The sequence below is a fragment of the Paenibacillus spongiae genome, from assembly GCF_024734895.1.
Classification (GTDB): Bacteria; Bacillota; Bacilli; order Paenibacillales; family Paenibacillaceae; genus Paenibacillus_Z; species Paenibacillus_Z spongiae.
The window spans coordinates 4,912,675-4,928,533 of sequence record NZ_CP091430.1; the positions used below are offsets into that span (position 1 = coordinate 4,912,675).

General features: G+C 49.0%; 21 protein-coding genes. All 21 read right to left on the bottom strand.

The window, feature by feature from the left end:
• Positions 1-14 precede the first annotated feature (14 nt).
• From L1F29_RS22310 to L1F29_RS22410, 21 genes are read right to left on the bottom strand one after another with little or no spacing between them, the layout of a single operon-like run.
• Positions 15-659: a hypothetical protein gene (locus tag L1F29_RS22310; protein WP_258384245.1), complete on the bottom strand. Its 645-nt coding sequence runs from the start codon at positions 657-659 to the stop codon at positions 15-17.
• Positions 656-1,834 carry a baseplate J/gp47 family protein gene (locus L1F29_RS22315; RefSeq protein WP_258384246.1) on the bottom strand — a complete coding sequence of 393 codons (1,179 nt, stop codon included), beginning with the start codon at positions 1,832-1,834 and terminating at the stop codon, positions 656-658. Before L1F29_RS22315 ends, L1F29_RS22310 begins: the two co-directional genes overlap by 4 nt.
• Entirely contained in the window at positions 1,821-2,183 is a 363-nt protein-coding gene (locus tag L1F29_RS22320) for a contractile injection system sheath initiator (RefSeq protein ID WP_258384247.1), read from the bottom strand. Before L1F29_RS22320 ends, L1F29_RS22315 begins: the two co-directional genes overlap by 14 nt.
• A gap of 15 nt (positions 2,184-2,198) precedes the next feature.
• Positions 2,199-2,588, bottom strand: coding sequence for a Gp138 family membrane-puncturing spike protein (locus L1F29_RS22325; RefSeq protein ID WP_258384248.1), 390 nt, complete (start codon positions 2,586-2,588; stop codon positions 2,199-2,201).
• Positions 2,585-3,382: a phage protein gene (locus L1F29_RS22330; protein WP_258384249.1), complete on the bottom strand. Its 798-nt coding sequence runs from the start codon at positions 3,380-3,382 to the stop codon at positions 2,585-2,587. The genes L1F29_RS22325 and L1F29_RS22330 overlap by 4 nt, the downstream gene beginning before the upstream one ends.
• On the bottom strand, positions 3,372-3,698 hold the full coding sequence (locus tag L1F29_RS22335) for a phage baseplate plug family protein (RefSeq protein ID WP_258384250.1): 327 nt from the start codon (positions 3,696-3,698) through the stop codon (positions 3,372-3,374). Before L1F29_RS22335 ends, L1F29_RS22330 begins: the two co-directional genes overlap by 11 nt.
• A complete protein-coding gene (locus tag L1F29_RS22340; RefSeq protein WP_258384251.1) occupies positions 3,695-4,219 on the bottom strand; it encodes a phage baseplate protein in 525 nt (174 codons plus the stop codon). Before L1F29_RS22340 ends, L1F29_RS22335 begins: the two co-directional genes overlap by 4 nt.
• Positions 4,219-6,549 (bottom strand): phage tail tape measure protein, encoded by a 2,331-nt coding sequence (locus tag L1F29_RS22345; protein ID WP_258384252.1) that lies wholly within the window; start codon positions 6,547-6,549, stop codon positions 4,219-4,221. Before L1F29_RS22345 ends, L1F29_RS22340 begins: the two co-directional genes overlap by 1 nt.
• Before the next feature lie 44 nt (positions 6,550-6,593).
• Complete coding sequence (locus L1F29_RS22350) at positions 6,594-6,782, bottom strand: hypothetical protein (protein WP_258384253.1); 189 nt, start codon at positions 6,780-6,782, stop codon at positions 6,594-6,596.
• Positions 6,757-7,071, bottom strand: a complete 315-nt coding sequence (locus tag L1F29_RS22355) for a hypothetical protein (RefSeq protein WP_258384254.1) — start codon at positions 7,069-7,071, stop codon at positions 6,757-6,759. Before L1F29_RS22355 ends, L1F29_RS22350 begins: the two co-directional genes overlap by 26 nt.
• 24 nt (positions 7,072-7,095) lie before the next feature.
• Positions 7,096-7,494, bottom strand: coding sequence for a phage structural protein (locus L1F29_RS22360; RefSeq protein ID WP_258384255.1), 399 nt, complete (start codon positions 7,492-7,494; stop codon positions 7,096-7,098).
• Positions 7,495-7,506: 12 nt separating this feature from the next.
• Positions 7,507-8,502, bottom strand: coding sequence for a DUF3383 domain-containing protein (locus L1F29_RS22365; protein WP_258384256.1), 996 nt, complete (start codon positions 8,500-8,502; stop codon positions 7,507-7,509).
• A complete protein-coding gene (locus tag L1F29_RS22370) occupies positions 8,495-8,986 on the bottom strand; it encodes a phage neck terminator protein (RefSeq protein ID WP_258384257.1) in 492 nt (163 codons plus the stop codon). The genes L1F29_RS22365 and L1F29_RS22370 overlap by 8 nt, the downstream gene beginning before the upstream one ends.
• Positions 8,973-9,320: a hypothetical protein gene (locus L1F29_RS22375; protein ID WP_258384258.1), complete on the bottom strand. Its 348-nt coding sequence runs from the start codon at positions 9,318-9,320 to the stop codon at positions 8,973-8,975. Before L1F29_RS22375 ends, L1F29_RS22370 begins: the two co-directional genes overlap by 14 nt.
• A 5-nt stretch (positions 9,321-9,325) precedes the next feature.
• Positions 9,326-9,799 carry a hypothetical protein gene (locus L1F29_RS22380; protein ID WP_258384259.1) on the bottom strand — a complete coding sequence of 158 codons (474 nt, stop codon included), beginning with the start codon at positions 9,797-9,799 and terminating at the stop codon, positions 9,326-9,328.
• Between the two features lies 1 nt (position 9,800).
• A complete protein-coding gene (locus L1F29_RS22385; protein ID WP_258384260.1) occupies positions 9,801-10,349 on the bottom strand; it encodes a head-tail connector protein in 549 nt (182 codons plus the stop codon).
• A 24-nt stretch (positions 10,350-10,373) separates the two neighbouring features.
• Entirely contained in the window at positions 10,374-11,537 is a 1,164-nt protein-coding gene (locus L1F29_RS22390; RefSeq protein ID WP_258384261.1) for a phage major capsid protein, read from the bottom strand.
• Positions 11,538-11,581: 44 nt separating this feature from the next.
• Positions 11,582-12,190 (bottom strand): HK97 family phage prohead protease, encoded by a 609-nt coding sequence (locus L1F29_RS22395; RefSeq protein ID WP_258384262.1) that lies wholly within the window; start codon positions 12,188-12,190, stop codon positions 11,582-11,584.
• On the bottom strand, positions 12,183-13,466 hold the full coding sequence (locus tag L1F29_RS22400; RefSeq protein WP_258384263.1) for a phage portal protein: 1,284 nt from the start codon (positions 13,464-13,466) through the stop codon (positions 12,183-12,185). Before L1F29_RS22400 ends, L1F29_RS22395 begins: the two co-directional genes overlap by 8 nt.
• Before the next feature lie 20 nt (positions 13,467-13,486).
• Complete coding sequence (locus L1F29_RS22405; protein ID WP_258384264.1) at positions 13,487-15,277, bottom strand: terminase large subunit; 1,791 nt, start codon at positions 15,275-15,277, stop codon at positions 13,487-13,489.
• Positions 15,258-15,743 (bottom strand): phage terminase small subunit P27 family, encoded by a 486-nt coding sequence (locus tag L1F29_RS22410; RefSeq protein WP_258384265.1) that lies wholly within the window; start codon positions 15,741-15,743, stop codon positions 15,258-15,260. The genes L1F29_RS22405 and L1F29_RS22410 overlap by 20 nt, the downstream gene beginning before the upstream one ends.
• Positions 15,744-15,859 lie beyond the last annotated feature (116 nt).

A 15,859-nucleotide genomic window follows, 5' to 3' on the forward strand; every position in this document is an offset into this window, starting at 1 on the left:
TGATATTCCCTCCTTTAAATCGGTAAATCCTGATCGTTTCCGGGAACATAAACTGCACCTAATGTCCCGCCAACCGTTCCCTCCATGTTAGCAAAGCCAGCATTGGGATCCGTTTCACTAGCATCAAGAATGGAAGAGAAGGCAAACGTTCCGGCCATCTCGATGGCTCCAACTCGAACTCCTGCAGCAACGGTCCGCTGAACAATACGTGCAAATTGAACAGGTGACATGCCAACTGCATTTATACGTGCGATCGGCAGTTGAATGAGCGAGATCGCAGCTGGCTCAGGATTCACCAGGTCGTTATACATTTCCTCGATTCTGATCTCACTCGGATCAGCATTCAATGCAGTAGCTAGCACTTTAATTATCGTGTTTATGTCGCCCTTGCTAAGATTTCGGGCAATCTTCGATTTTATCAACACGCGATACACTTCATCTGTGGCCACGCCACGCGGCTGCACGACATTAGTCCCGATGCGGTCCAGTGTTGTCCCTTCAGCCTTGTCGATGTCGCGCCATTCTTTCATACGCTGCTGCGTCTCTTTCATGCGCTCCAGCTCAACGGCAAATATGATCATTAGCTTACCGATGTTACTGCTTATGTCCTTACGGTATACATCTGTTAAACGGGACAATAACGCTTTGATCATGGTCATGCCTCAACCACCTCGATCTGTGCTGCAGATGTTTGGGCGACATTCTGCTGCACGATCAACACGTTATCCTCAGACCAGGTAGCGCCGCCGTCCGTAGACAATTCAATCTGTACATCATCAACTCCCTCGACCGTGAGCGCAGCTGCAAGAAGCCTGGCATGAACGACAGATGCACCCATCGTAAGACCGGCATATAGTTGACCGTCCGCATCTTCGCCCCCAATGTATTTGACAAGTGCCGTCTTTGTTAATTTGGAACCGTCAATAGGATAGCTGCTGGTCTTCTTAATCGTTACCTGGAGCGATACGGAAACCGTCAGCGCATACGAAAAACGGACCGTGTGCGGATAGCCCGCCAGGTCCGTTACGGTTACACTTTCTGTACCATATGATTCGATTCCCGCTGATTTTTTGCTGAAGATTGCCGCTCCAATATCCTTCGGATGCCCGCCCAGTACATACGATTCAAACGATTTCGGAGGACGACCGGCGTTATCTGTAGCATTGGCGGTATTTTCTATCACGACAGCGGCCCTCACACCAGGTACAGACAGCAACGCACCCCGGATACTATCCACTGTACCCGCACCTCCCCCGGATACGGATAGTGTGAAACGTTCTCGGAATTCCGTATCTATTTCTTTTTCGCGTCCGCCGCTGGTTGCCTCGGGGTTTGTAGCTGCTATCACATCCGCATTGGGATTAACGATATCGACGATCTTGCCCGCTGCCACATTGCCCGCTTGGCCCGGCTCTACAGCTGTAATCGTCGTCTTTACGGAGCCATCAGCGCTTATAATAGCGTCTGCATCGGTCTCGAAATACCTGTCTCCCGCTGCAACCCTAAACCCAGCTTGTACGATATAGCCCGGCGTGCCTGTCAAAACAACAGCTCCGACAGCGTATTGATCTCCAATCCGGCTGATACCAACATATGGCCCCAACCGATCAAGGTTAACGCCTTCTGACGTGTTGACGTATCCGCTGTTATAAACGTCCTCGGTATCCTGCCATAACATGGCCAGTATCCAGGCCACGATCCTAAGGATGATTCCCAGAACGGAACGAGCGTTAGTATTGACTGTATCGCCAAATACTTCACGCGCCTTGTCCTCCATACGGGCAAAAACATCCTCGAAACGCTCTCGCTTGAATCCTGACCTAGTTAGTGCCATCGACGATCACCTCTTCGGTCAATGTCTCACCATTTATAGTCGTTGCCGTAAATGAAATGAGTTGTCGTCGAGTGGTGTGGTCTTGGTTAATCTCAATGTCCTCGACGGTTGAGATAAAATCCAATTGATGGAGTCCTTCGCGAAGCTCTTCAATCATCTCTTCCCGGTTCAGATTCTTACCCAGGAACAATTTAAAATCAATACCTAGATCCGGATCTAAAAACCACTCGCCTTTATTGGTGCCAAGCGTTATGCGAACGCATTGCGCTTGCTCTGCCGGACCCTCGATCATCACCAGATCACCAGCTTCAAACACCAGATCACCATCTATTAACAATAACGACTGCATGTCTCACTCCCCCTTTCAAAGTGATCCGGGGAATATCCCGATTATCACGCCATCGTTTTTATCATGTTTGCGCGAGCTGTCGGGGCTGGACACTCGACCAGTCAGGCCGTTTTTAATTTCCTGATCAGCAAACACGACAAAAACCACATCATCACGATACAGTACAGGTTTATAACTCTGCTCCACGCCATTTACGGCAAGCCGCTGCCCAAGCGCTATCACATTTTGGATTGGTGCCGGATCATCCTGCCCGCTGCGTATCAGCGGCTGAACGGTCGCTTTACATGTGTCCTTATCGAAGGCTAGCACGCGGCATATCGTGCCAACGTTTATCCCACCGGATTGTTTGCCGGACATTCCAGCCAGCAGACGTGCAAGAGTACCAGCCGGATCAGCTGCCCTCATAAGATCGCCTCCACGGACGTTACAAAATCGCCGGTACGGCTAAACGTATGCGATCCACTGCGTACATATAGCCGACCGGTAAAGTCTTCGCTGGACAGATCAATGACGGATGCAGTCGTGATTCGATATTGCAGCTGTGAAGTGATCTGATAACCCTTGCTGTCTTCATCGTCCTGGTATTCCGGAACACCGATCAAGCCGGTCGACTCATTTAACTTAAATAGATGGTCCTCTCCGCGGCCACGCTTGAGATTGCGCACATACAATTTACCTTTATTGATGTATACGCTGGTCTTACAGTCCTCGGCCACCTTGCTGATAATCTCCGTGACCTCACCACTGGCCGTATATCCATCCATGTAACGGTAATCCTGCACCAGCTCAAACTGTGCAATGGGCAGACCGATTTGCCCCGCCATAGCCCGAATGATATAGCTGGCAAGCGTCCCCTCTTTATAGCTGACATCTTTAAACGTCCGTTCGCTAAGATCCTCGCTATCGATAACCTTAATCCTTGTGATCCTGTCTACACCTTCCCGGACTGTTTGGACAGACGATACAAACCCATGAAGGATAACCCCCACATCACCTTTGTACCCGGCGTTGACCACCAGTGTATCATTGCGCTTGATTTTATTTACGGTTGCAGCAGTCAGATTCCATATTTTGATCTCAGACTCATTTGGTAACGGGTCCGAATCGAATGGAACCGTGCCTTCAATTGCAAAATTGTCCATCGAAAAGGTCATGCCAGCGACCATGACCTCGACAACACGCCCAAAATTAGCCATCATCGATCGCCTCCTCATCAATGATGTACAAAAAAACGCGGACGGAAAGTGTTTCCCAGTTTACCGATTGACTATCACCAGCCAGATCCAGCGGCAAGAGCGGATAAGCCGGGAAACGATGATCTTGAATGTCCCCAAACAACGGCACACCATATACAAGCTTGACACCAGCCGCTAATACTTCACCGTCTAATGATAGATCAATAGTAAAAAAATCATGCTCGGCGTTGTAATTCACTTCGAAGGAGAAGGTTTCTTCGGCAATTTCAATATCAAAGCGGTAGGGGATCAGTTCTTTTTCAATATCCACATAATTCATGCCCACTTACTCCCCGACTTAAATTTGACTTTCTGCGTTTTTTCCTTTTCTTTTTTTTCTTTTTTGCCTTTCTTTTCTTTCTTCTCCCCCTTGCCTTTCTTAGACTTACTCTTCTTGGTTCCTGAATTGATGATCGGCGCCGATTGTGATCGAATTGGCGCGGGCAACTTGGCCGCTGGTGAGGGCGATGCGATTCTTACCTCGATTATCGTAAAGGAAATACTATAACCATCGGCAACCGAGTACGTATGCGAAGTCGTTAGGTCTTTGATTAACCCGGTAATAGCAGTCCGTCCCACGTATTTGATGATACGTCCGGTATCCGAAGAATTTCGTAGATAAGAAAGCACTTTCCCGGCATCAGGACCCACAACAAACCCGCTAATACCTACCGTCCTGGCTTTTCGCTGAACATGGTCCGTTATGTTGATACCTTTTTCGACCGGCTGCTCTGTAATGTCGACCGCAAAGTTAGGGGTTTCAGTTTCGGCCAGCAAGTAATGCCCATCTAATGTTGCCATTACTCCACCCCCTGAACATTAAGAATACGGCCAGCGCTCTCAAAGATCGCTTGTACTTGACGTTTGACTTCGGCCGCAATGATTTGAGCATTTTTAATTGCCGCCGAATCACCGCCGCCGCTGCCGCTTGCATCTACCTGAATATTGATGATTACGGGACTCTGACCCGCAGTGCCGCTATATCTCGCAGGCGCAGCCGCAGCAGGTGCTGCCGGTGACTGCTCGGGATAACGCGGTCTATTGAGTAATGCTTCAAGCTTGGATAGTGGTAACACGGCCTCACTTTCCGCGCCCTCACCGATCATCGCAAGTGTTGGACCCGTCGCAATCCCGCCTGTCGCGAGCATCGGAATGTTCGGGATACTAATCCCAAACTCTTGGCCGCCTGCCCACTCCGGCATTTTGATGTTAATCTTGTTAAGACCATCGATTAATTTGTTGATGCCGCTGATGATGACATTGATGAACCCGGTAAAGCCGCCTTTGATATTATCCCACAAGCCGCTAAACCAATCTTTTATGCCGCCGAAGGCTGTCTTTATTGCCGATACAGCTAACGTAAAGATTTCGCCAAACCATGTTCCTACCGCAGCAAACACCGATTTGATATTTTCCCAGATAACGCTAAACCAGGATACAATGACACCGAAAGCTGTCTTAATTGCTGATCCGGCTGCACGAAAGATAGTTGCATAAAAGGACACAACCATCATAAAAACAGCCTTAATGCCCTCCCATATTCCCGCAAACCAGGAAACAATGGATGACCAAGCAGATTTAATGCCTGCAGCTGCCTCACTAAATCGCTGACTAAACCATGCGCCGATTTGGCCAAATACATCCTTGGTCCAATTCCAAAACCTTCCCATCACTGCTTTTACGGTATCCCAGTTACGGATTAGTAGCACGATTCCGGCGATTACAGCGGCGATCCCGACTGCGATCCAAGTCATCGGGTTAGCCAGCATGGCAACATTGAGTCCTATCTGCGCTGCGGTTGCAAGCAGCGTCCCTGCCCGATATGCCTTATAGAGTTTGGTTACCGTTCCTATGATCGTCATTGCTGCAAAAGCAGTCCTAAGGCCAACAACCGCAGCACCTATAGCCAGAACGGTATTGGTGATCGCATCCCAGTTAGAGGCAATGAAGTCGTAAACCTCCCGCGCCTTTTCTGCAATCAGCGTTAATGCACTGCCGATTGTATCCCCGATTGATTGCCCAAGAGCTACAATTTGCGGTTTGTGGTTAGATATCCACTGAGCAAACTGGGTCAAATAAGGAAGCAACTTTTCGCCGATCGGGATCAGTAAACCAACCTCGATTTGACGTCTAAACATTGCAAAAGCTTCGCCGGGCTTGTCGAATTTGATTTTGTTCAGTTCCGCAAGAGTGGCGCCTGTCGATTCAAATTGACTCGTCGCTTTTCCCATGCTTGCAACAACGGTCGCTTCAAGGTCCTCGAACTGAGTCCCCATTAAGGCAACGCCAATCTGATTTTTCAATACTGGATCTTCGACATCAGTGATCATTTGAAGGATTTGACTAAATGCGGCCTTGGCTGCAGGCCCGCCGCTAGCAAAGGTTTGCATCATGGCATCAGCGTTTAGTCCAAGCATCTCAAACGCCTCGACACTCGATTTACTTCCGTCTTTGGCCCGGATGTTAAACTCTTTTACAGCATCACCAACCTTATCCAGCTGAAAAACACCCTCAGACGATCCAGCGGCAAAAACATCGAACATTTCCTCTGCCGTAAATCCAAGGGATTTGAATTGGTTGGCATACTCATTTGCTGAGTCCATCAACTCACCCGATTTATCAAGTCCCTTCTGGGCTCCTTGGGCAAGGAGATCATACGCCTGCTCTGAGGTTATCCCAAACTGACGCATCATGGTGTCAACCGACTTAATAGACTCGGGCACTTCAAACCCAAATTGATCACGTAATAATATAGCGCTTCGCGTTGTCTCCTCCAGCTCAGTTCCCGTTTGGCTGGTCACTTGCTGAACGGTAGAGATTGCACTCCCCAAGTCCTGCCAATCTGCTCCGAAATTCTGAGCATACAGATTTTGGGCGACCTCCTTAGTGGCCTCCATCTGCTCTGCAGTCGCCCCGGTAGCGCTTTGGACATCAGCCATTGATTTTTCGAAGTGATTCGCAGCTGAAAGAGCTGCCGTTCCAATGCCAACTGCTGCTGTTGTCGCTGCTAGTCCGAGGCCGACCACACTTTTTGTTAACGTCGTAATTTCACTGTCCGCCGCATCAAGACCGCGTGTGTCAACCTTAAATCCCACGGCATACATAAGGTTGCTAATAACCCCGCCTGCCACTCATGCCACCCCCTCAGCAGCAAGAAAGACGCCCAAAAGGGCGCCTATTTTTGTTTTTCCTTCTTTTTTTGCTGGTCGATGTAGATGTCCAGGGCAGCATTAGCCTCTGCAATGTCGTCATCGTCCATAAGATCAAGATCACTGTACGTAATCGACATATCACTGAGCAGCAATCGCCATACCGGCCAATTTCGTTGCGCCCGGTCCTTAGCTTCTCGTTTGCTGATCGTCATCAGCGTCATCTTCCTTTTGTTCTTCTGGATCGTCTACCCCAGTAACAAAATAGTAGGCTTTATTGGCCAATTCCATCATTTCGACATACGAATCAAAGCTTTCGATCGTGACCTTCGGCTCCACGATGACAAGCTTAAACATCTCGTCGCATACCTTCTCTTCAGATGGAATACCATGTTTGTTTTTAACGCGATCATTAATCTTGGTCACGGTACGAACGCCCGGATGTTGAGCGATATAGCTCTTGCCGTTTTTAGTTTGAATCGTTTTTTGTTTGAAAGTTGCCACTATATATCAGTCCTTTTCGTTTTTTTAATCGAATCGAATGTCCATGCACTGGAATTCGTATTCCCTGTCTTCCGCTTCATTGCCATAAGCCCGGGGGGCCGGTTTTTTGATGAAAGCCTCCGTTACGGTTACAGACTCTTTTGGCGGGCCGGCATTGATCACGGAGATCGGTACAAGCTCGCCTGTATTAGCCAGCCGATCCAAATAGGCTACTTGCGGACTGGTCTGCAGCAGCGTAACGGAAATCGTACCGAGTGGATTATTCACCTTCGTACGCACGGTATCGCCTTGAGCACCGACTTTAACCTCCCAGTTGTCTTCGTCCTTCTCGATTTCGACCATACTATCAGCAAAGCCGGTCAAGTATACGCCTCCCACCGTGACCGTGACCGCTTTCGCATCGAATGTTGTTGCTTGTGACATCAGATAGCCTCCTTACAGCCTGATTTGGCCGCGAATTTTCGTTTCGTGAATTGCACCGGCCAGCTCAAACCAAAATTCTCCGTCATTATACTTCCGGGCTGCTCGATCTGCTGGATCAACCTCGGCGCGGGGCTTGAACGTCGTCCCCAATAACGGTAAACCATCTGCATCTGCTGCAATAATGCCCTGGTTAAATGACCGCTGCAGCACCGTCTGCACAACACTTTCGATTTGTGCGATGCCTGTATCATCATAAGGAACCTTCGGCGATGAATTGAGAAGCTTCTGGACGCCAAACTCAATCGAAAATTTGACATAATCCTTTGCATGGATGATATCGATGTACTCGCCCGACAGCGTTTTGCCCTCACTGGTCACGTTATCTCCAGCCTTGGTGACATACGTATTAGCGCCTGTAGTATGAATTGCGAGTAATTCGGTATTCGAGATTTCCAGCGGCGCGATACCGTTCAACGGTTTAAACTTCCAAGTCACACTGCCGACCGGTGCCGATCCAGCACGACCAATCCAAGCAGCTTCCGGGTAATTCGCGATATTCGTATGATAAATCACCGTTGTCCGGCTATATCCAGCCCCACGGAGAACCCCGACATCCACCAAATCAGATGACCGTATGAAAAATTCCCGGCTGTTATCCTGCTCCACGGCCGCTGCGATCTCACCAACATCATCAATGTCTGACGTAGTTGAAATTAAAAAATACCAATCCTTCGTGAATGCCTCGGTCAAGGCCTCCGAGAGTGACTGCTCCGTTCGACGGCACATAATCGCGATTTCTGCCGGAGAATCATCCCCCTGGTTAAGCAGTGCAAATGCCGCCTTGTATTCCTCCGTTGTCTCCGCATAATCCGTCTTGACGCCTTCCAGATCGGCATAGGTTTTATAGGCAGCTCCTGTTGTGCTCGCCCCCAAAATTAAAGGCTTGCCAAATCCAAGTCTTGGTGTTGGCCGAGCCATATCAATAATGACCGTTACATCTTTAGCCATTAATCGGGTCCACTCCTTTTAAATTAACTTCATCGATGGACTGCAGTTCCTGGTCGATAATATTCGTCGTCCGACAATCAATCTCAAACCCATTACGGCGTTCCCATTCGTCACCAATCTGTAAATCATTGTTTTGAGTCTGGCCGACCTCAACCACCACCACGCCTGCAGCATCTTTTAAGAGCCAGTGGCCGTCAGTCAAAAACCAGTCACGTGCGCGGTTGGCCTGATTGACGCTTTCCAATCGGCTAAGAGCATAACTTTGAAACGAGACACTAAGCGGAACGGTACCGAAATAAATGATCCGGTCACCCACTACCTTGCTCGCCATATGCCCTACGATGCTGCCCTCATCTGTGAAGCTGTAGGTCATAAACGGATACGGCGGTACTTCGCCTTTTCCGTCAATCTCAATGACCGGCACACCAAGATGTTCGGATAGCCCTTCAATCATTACCTCACGGATCAACTCAAACTGGATCATGTGTGCTCACTCGTTTCATTCTGTACTCGCTCACATCACTATAGGCCGTCCAGTTATGATCCATGTCAATGGTGTACTGTCGGCCTTGATGCTCGATGATATCTCCGTCTTTATGCGGATAGACTGTAATCAGCATGCGGTCATCCTCATGGTAACGCCCGCCTTCTATCTGCATCAGCCGGTCGCCCAAGGGCTGTACCGAGCCACGTAAAGCGGTGCGGATAGCCTCGGGCGGATGATATACACCAACAGAATCATAATGACCCTTGCCATGACGAATAAGCGTATACGGGACCTCGTACTTACGCAAAATGCGCTGAAACCTGAAGCGCAAGCCTATCATCTCCCTTTGCTTACGATGGTAAATGACAAAGCATTTCTTAGCTCCTGATCGGCTATCAACAGTTTTTTGCTTGCTTTACGGCGGGCATAGACCGGGGATAACCCTGGCTGTTTGATCCTGTCAAAGTTTTTCTTCATCCGATCTAACCCAAGTTCGCCAATTTTCTCAAATAAGGACGGACCCGCTCGCTGGCCAAGAGCTATTTCAGTTACTGCTTTGCGAACGAGTTTTCCTATGGCCACTTGCGCTTTCTTTTTGCCACTGCCAATAAACGACCGCGCCGGTATTTTGAGTTTGACGCTGCCGTATTCATGTACACCAGCAATGGTTGCAAGATCTTTATCACCTTGCATGCCGATAAGGACCTCTTTCTGCTTCAATGGCAGCAATCGGTTAATCAAGTCCATAGGATCCATGTCTTGCGTAACCTCTACATTTGCCTTCCGATTTCGCGTCCTTTTCCTTGCCATTTCACACCCACCTGCCCACATAAGGCGAAATCAGTGCAACAACGGGCGCAGGTAATCGCCCTCCTAGATCATCATCAATATAAGTTACATTGATGTTGCCTACCCGCTCCGACTTTATGCCAGGATCTCGTTGAAGCATCTGGACATATAGCAGACAAGCCAGCTCTAATGGCTCCGGCAACGTGCGCGGCTCTTCATTCGTTGCATCGCCCGGCAGTACATACCCGCCGATATAACTCACTTTGATGTTATGCTCACCAGTCGGCCAGCCGTTGGCACAGTAAATCCTGCCGTCGTCCAGGATCTCATATTCCCAAGCGTTTGAGAATTCGGTTATGCTATGGACCGGATAATTACGCAAGTTGATATATTTGGACGTTTCATAACCGCTGACCCGCTCCGTGTAAAGCTGCTTTTTAAAACTTCGCTTGCAATAGTTCTCAATGGCAGCTGAAGCTGCCGCAATATCCAGCTCTAGCCTATCGTCTTGACTCGGATCATACAGCTCTTTTGGTAAGACCCTTTTTAGACGCTCAAGATTGGTCAGCATGTCATCACTCCAGGACCTTCAAAATTACACGATCGTTAACTCACCGTAAACAACAGCTTCCATGTCAAACTCTCGAACGTCCTCGCGCTGAATCGCACGAACATCTGTGGAGTTACGCGCAAACGATTTTCCGCCGACATTTGTAGAAGCGATGGAATACTGCTGACGGTCAAACAATACAATGGCTTCTTTCAGATCACCGATGATAAGGGGAGCCTTTTTCTCCGTTGTTCCGGTGCTTGGCAACCATTTATTGCTGATGACCACAACCGGTTTGCCATAAAGCAGTTTTTGTGTCGGCTGCGTAGGATTCGGCTGGAGCAAAGCCTTTCCTTCCGTATCCTTTTGCTGGTCCAAAAAGTTAAATCCGTCCTGATTAGTCAAGATAATAGCGCCAAGGCTGATAGCTGGATCAAGCTCCACATTCAGCACTTGCTTGATATCGTCCAGTCCGTCGATAGGCACCTTCGTCTTTGTATCCAGCAATGCCAAAATCAACTTATTCCGGGTTACGGTGGATTTTTTAGCGATCCAAGTCGAGATATAATTCATCAAATTCTGATCGGTATCCGCCAGTAATGTGTTGCTAATCGGCAAAATGCCGCCCCGGTCCTTAATGGCGTAGCTAATGGATGCAAATTTGGGGTTGTCCATCTCATCCAGATCCGTCAGTTCCGTTATATCGGTGAATGGTGTAATGTCCGCATTTTTCTCGATTACGCGGGACCCGGATCGTGTCGAAACAGGTTCCACCGTGACATACGGTTCAAGCGAAACAAATTGTCGTTTCTTCTCAAGGATCATGGTGCTGATGTCCTGCGGGACGATCAACCCGCCGTCTTCACCCACGCCGCCTTGCATGCCGGCACGTACTTCTTCAATCGCTTCATCAATTAATGCCCGCTCTTCTGCGTTCAGCGTCTTGTTGCGCAGCTCCTTTAAAAAGGCGCTCCGATATTGAGCAGATTTGTCTTGCTTGTCTTCCCGCTGCTCTGGCTCAGCCGGTGTCGTCTGCCCTGGCGTATCGGTTGCCCGGATTTCAGCAAGCAGATCAATTTGATTACGAAGCGTTTGAGCAGCTTCCTTGGCTGTTCTTGCTTCATCAAGTTTCCCCTCACCAGCAAGGCTGCGAGCCTCTTCCAATTTCTTAGCCAGCTGCTGGCGTAATTCGCGTTCTTTTTCATCCATGGTTGGAACCTCCAATAGTTTATTTTGCATAAAAAAACGACTTGTTAGCCTTCGATGGCCAACAGGTCGAGTTCGATTAATAATCTTTCCTTTTCAGCTTTGCGCTGCTCTTTCGTTGTAATTCCCAATCCTTCCAAGCTGCGCTGACTTGCTTCGCTATCTGGATAGGCGGGAAACGGTGTTGGAGAAACTTCAAACAAATTTACATCCAACAAGGTGCGTTCATAGACGTCTTCATCTTTCAAGTACTGCCAGGCATCTTGCCGAACTCTGAATCCAAAACTCATACCGTCTACATCGCCGCGCTGCACAGACTCATAGGCATCTTTTCCCCAACTATTGTTAGGCAAATCAATTTCAAACCGCAGCCCGCTGTTATCCTCATAGAGTCGAAGCGTGCTATTTTTCGTAGAACCCAATACAAAATCGCTCCGATGATTCCAGAGTGCCTTAATCGTATTCTCTTGCAAGCTTCGCAGGAACGCCCCTTTTGCTACACGCTCGTAAAATTCACCCCAAATCAACTGACTTCGCTGGTTAAACTTTACGACATAGCCTGCAATTCCAAGCGATTCCCCTTCGCCTTCCCCGCTTCTTACCTCAATCGATTCAGCATGCAGATACCGGATTTCCTTTTCGCTCAGATCACTCACCTCCCTTCGTTTTATCGCCTAAACCTGCTTTAAGTGCTTGGTATTGGTCCATTTTATCCAAGCTGATATAGTTTAAGCTGACAAAATGCCGGTCGCCCATCTCTCCGATGTTGTCCCTTTCCTCCAACTCCCGCACCTCGTTGATTGTATAAGCACCCATGGCGATCATTTCCTTATAGTAAGCTGCGCGGCTTGTACTATCGCCGCGAAGCTCTCCGGCCACGTTAAATTTGGTGTACAGGCGTCTGCGTTCGAGTTCGGTAAATAGCTTATAGTCGCATTCCTGCTCCCAGTTTGTAATGATCGGCTGCAGCGTGCTCTTCACATATTCGAGCGATTGGTTTTCCATGTTTGAAAATTTCACATCGGTTAAACCAAGCTTGTATCCCGGTACCTTGTAAATCTTAGCGACTTCCGCGATTCCGAATTTGCTCGTTTCGATGAACTGCGCATCATTCAACGGCATGCCCAGGTTCTGATATTCCATGCCCGCATCCAATATTGCGATTCGATGCGCATTGTTTAGCCCGGAGTTTGCTTTCTGCCACTCGTCCCGCGCCTTATCCTTCGCTGGTTTATCCAATGTCCCATTGGGTATTTTAAGGATCCCCCGCGTTGCTGTCCCATTGGCGTAAAATGCACCAATAAATTTACGCTGCGCCTGCTGCACGCCTAGTTCTTCCCGAATGACCGAAATCGGCGTAATGCCTTTTAATCCATTCTTGCTGATTCCTTTAAAGTGAAGAACATCCGTGTGCCGGATCTTCCGGACCTCACCGCTTGGGAGAGTTGTCACGTACCATACTTCCCCGGTCACGATGTCCACCTGAACATCTGTCTTTGACGGATCGAGCGGCCAGAGCGCTTTGGGCTGGCCATTGTTGATGCCGTTTAATTCCCATTCAATGTTTGCATACCCGTTTCCCCAGACCGTAACATGCACCTGCATCAATTCTTTAAACGTATATGCACTCATATAGGGATTGGCTCGTACACCCAGCAGCCGGGAAACCGGATGCGCACTGTCTTTTTCAATGCCGTTCCCTTTCCGCTTGAAGACTTGTATGGGCAGTTTGCCGATGTCGCCGCCTAATATGGAAGCACAAGTGTAAACGTTGCTATTTAGCAGCGCCTTGTCGCTTGTAATGCGCTCTCCGCTCGCTGTGGTCGATGCTCCGAACAGATCAAGCAGCCATTGCTTTGGATTCAATAACGAGTCGTTGTCCGAGCGCCATTCGCGCCATGAACGCCACTGCTGGAAGATGTTCAGTTTCATCCTTTTTGTTCACCCCCTCCCTAAAAAGAGAAGTCTTCGTTCATGATGTGCGCGTTCAGATCAATCCTGCCATCGCCTACCATCGCCCTGACCATCGCGTTAATTACGGCAGCAATCAAATCAATGCGCTGGCTATCGTCCTTGTGTTTCTTTGACAGTTTAATATTTCCGTTGTTGTCAACGACTTCGATCGCATTGGATAAGCACCAGGTAAGCAGCGGACTGCCGTCATGGACAATCAATCCTTTAAGTACTAGCTCCCTGAAATACTTAGTTGGTTCGGAAAGTGTCTGCACACCCTGCCGGATCTCCACACGCTCATACCCTTCAGCCTCAAGCTGCTGTGTGAAGTGAGTCGCGTTATACGGGTCATAGCAGACCTCTTTGGGAAACCAAAATTCATCCTGCTCCATTTTTTGCATGTGAGCCTTGATATAGCTGTAATCAACGACCGCGCCCGGCGTCAGTGTGCACCAACCTTCACCGGCCCACTGCTTATAAGGCACCCTGTCACTGTGTTCATGCTGTGTTGCTCTCTCTTCGGGCATAAACCCGTGAGCGGTAACGGCGTAGCGGCCATCCGGCAGCCTGAACACGTAGCCCAGCCCCGTTAAGTCTGTAGTCTTGGACAAATCCAGGCCATTCCAGACTTCAAAGCCGTGCACCAAATCGAAAAAAGCGTCCCGCGAAACAGCGAGCGCTTTCCATTGATCCATGATCCCGGACATGTATTTATTTTCTGAATCAGATTGCCAGCGGTTGACACGCTTGGTCAAAAACTCACGAATCTTGGCTGGATCGCCGGAATTATACGCCTCATCATGCTCTGCGCGAATTTGCTTCCGCAGCTCTTCGGCATATTCATTGTCTTCCTGTAAAATTGGATTCGGTTTTGGCCATAGCGATTCGTCATGTGGGTCGTCGTCCTTCTCCAGTTCACGTATCATGCAAAAATACGTCTCGTTCATCGGAATATCACCGCGCATCATTTTACAGAGCACATCATATTCCCGTTTGCACGGACTGTTCTCCGCATCTTTCCCGGCCGTGCTGATAATTTGCATGAGCGATTGCAGCCGTTTGCCAAAACCCGAATAAGAGACATCAAGGATTTCAGACGTTGGATGAGCATGATACTCGTCAATAATGACTAGGCATGGCGCTCCGGAGTCCTTGTTCTTCGTATCCTTGGATAGTGGCCGGAGCCAACCTCCGCGCGTCTTGTGCTCGACATAGGTTTTTTTGATATTCAACCGCCGTCCGATGTCTGGACTATTCTCGCCCATCTTCGCCGCGTCCAACCATACACGCTTTGCCTGCTGTTTATCGACGGCAGCACATTCGACCTCCGGGCTGTCCTCATACCGTTTATTGGATGGATCCCCAGGCGGATAAATACAGTCGCCCATCATGCCATAGAGCGCCAGCCCGCTCATCTCGGTTGATTTTACATTCCCGCGTGCTCTCATATGGAACGCTTTGCGGAACCGCCGCTTACCCGATTCCATGTGGACCCAACCATAGACGCAACCCAGGTCAAACTTTTGGAATGGCAATAACTCGATCAGCTCTCCGCTAAACGGTCCGCGCACATGACGGCAGCAGCGTTCAAACCAGTCAAAGACGCGATTGGCACGACTCTCATCGAAAACATAGGGGAAATCTGGCGTAGCCTGGCGATGCAGATCGTCCAGATGACGTTGACACGCAAGCTGCTCCATTTCGCAGCTCAGACGCATGCCTAAAACAATTTCAGCCGCGTACTGGTTGGTCGGATGGACACCTTCAAAATTAATTGAAGAGGTCTTCATTCTCATCCACCTCACCATCAGCTTGACGCTTAGCCAACCTTGCCCTTGATTCAGCATTAAGTCCTAGTTTATTGGAATAAGAAAGGGCTATGCCCGCATAGCGCTGCGACATTTGGACGTATGCATTCGGGACCTTTACCCCGGACCGGTTAATCTCGGTGTAACCATGTTCATCAATAAGCCGGTTAGCTTCTTGCACCTTTGACACTGCATCACAATAGATGCCAAGCACATCTTCATCCACTTTATCCAACACGCCGAACTCTTCCATATCTTTTACGGTTTTTCTCCAGATTTTCCGAGCTGAATCATCCAACCAATCTGGTATTTTGAGTTTTAACCGTTTTTTTCGTTCAAACTTTTTAGCAGCTTCCGCCCTGGATTCCACTTCTTGCTTTGTCCAGTTCTTACCGCCGCCTTTTTTACCGATGCGCATATGATTAAAATTTACGACTGGGTTTCCCATTTCCAACCTCCTTCCGTACCCAATTTCACCACGGGGACTTTTTTTTGCATTTGAGGGGCACGCGGTCTACATGGGGCCGCTTTTATTTTTCCGACCCCCGGGGGGCCCCTCATGAT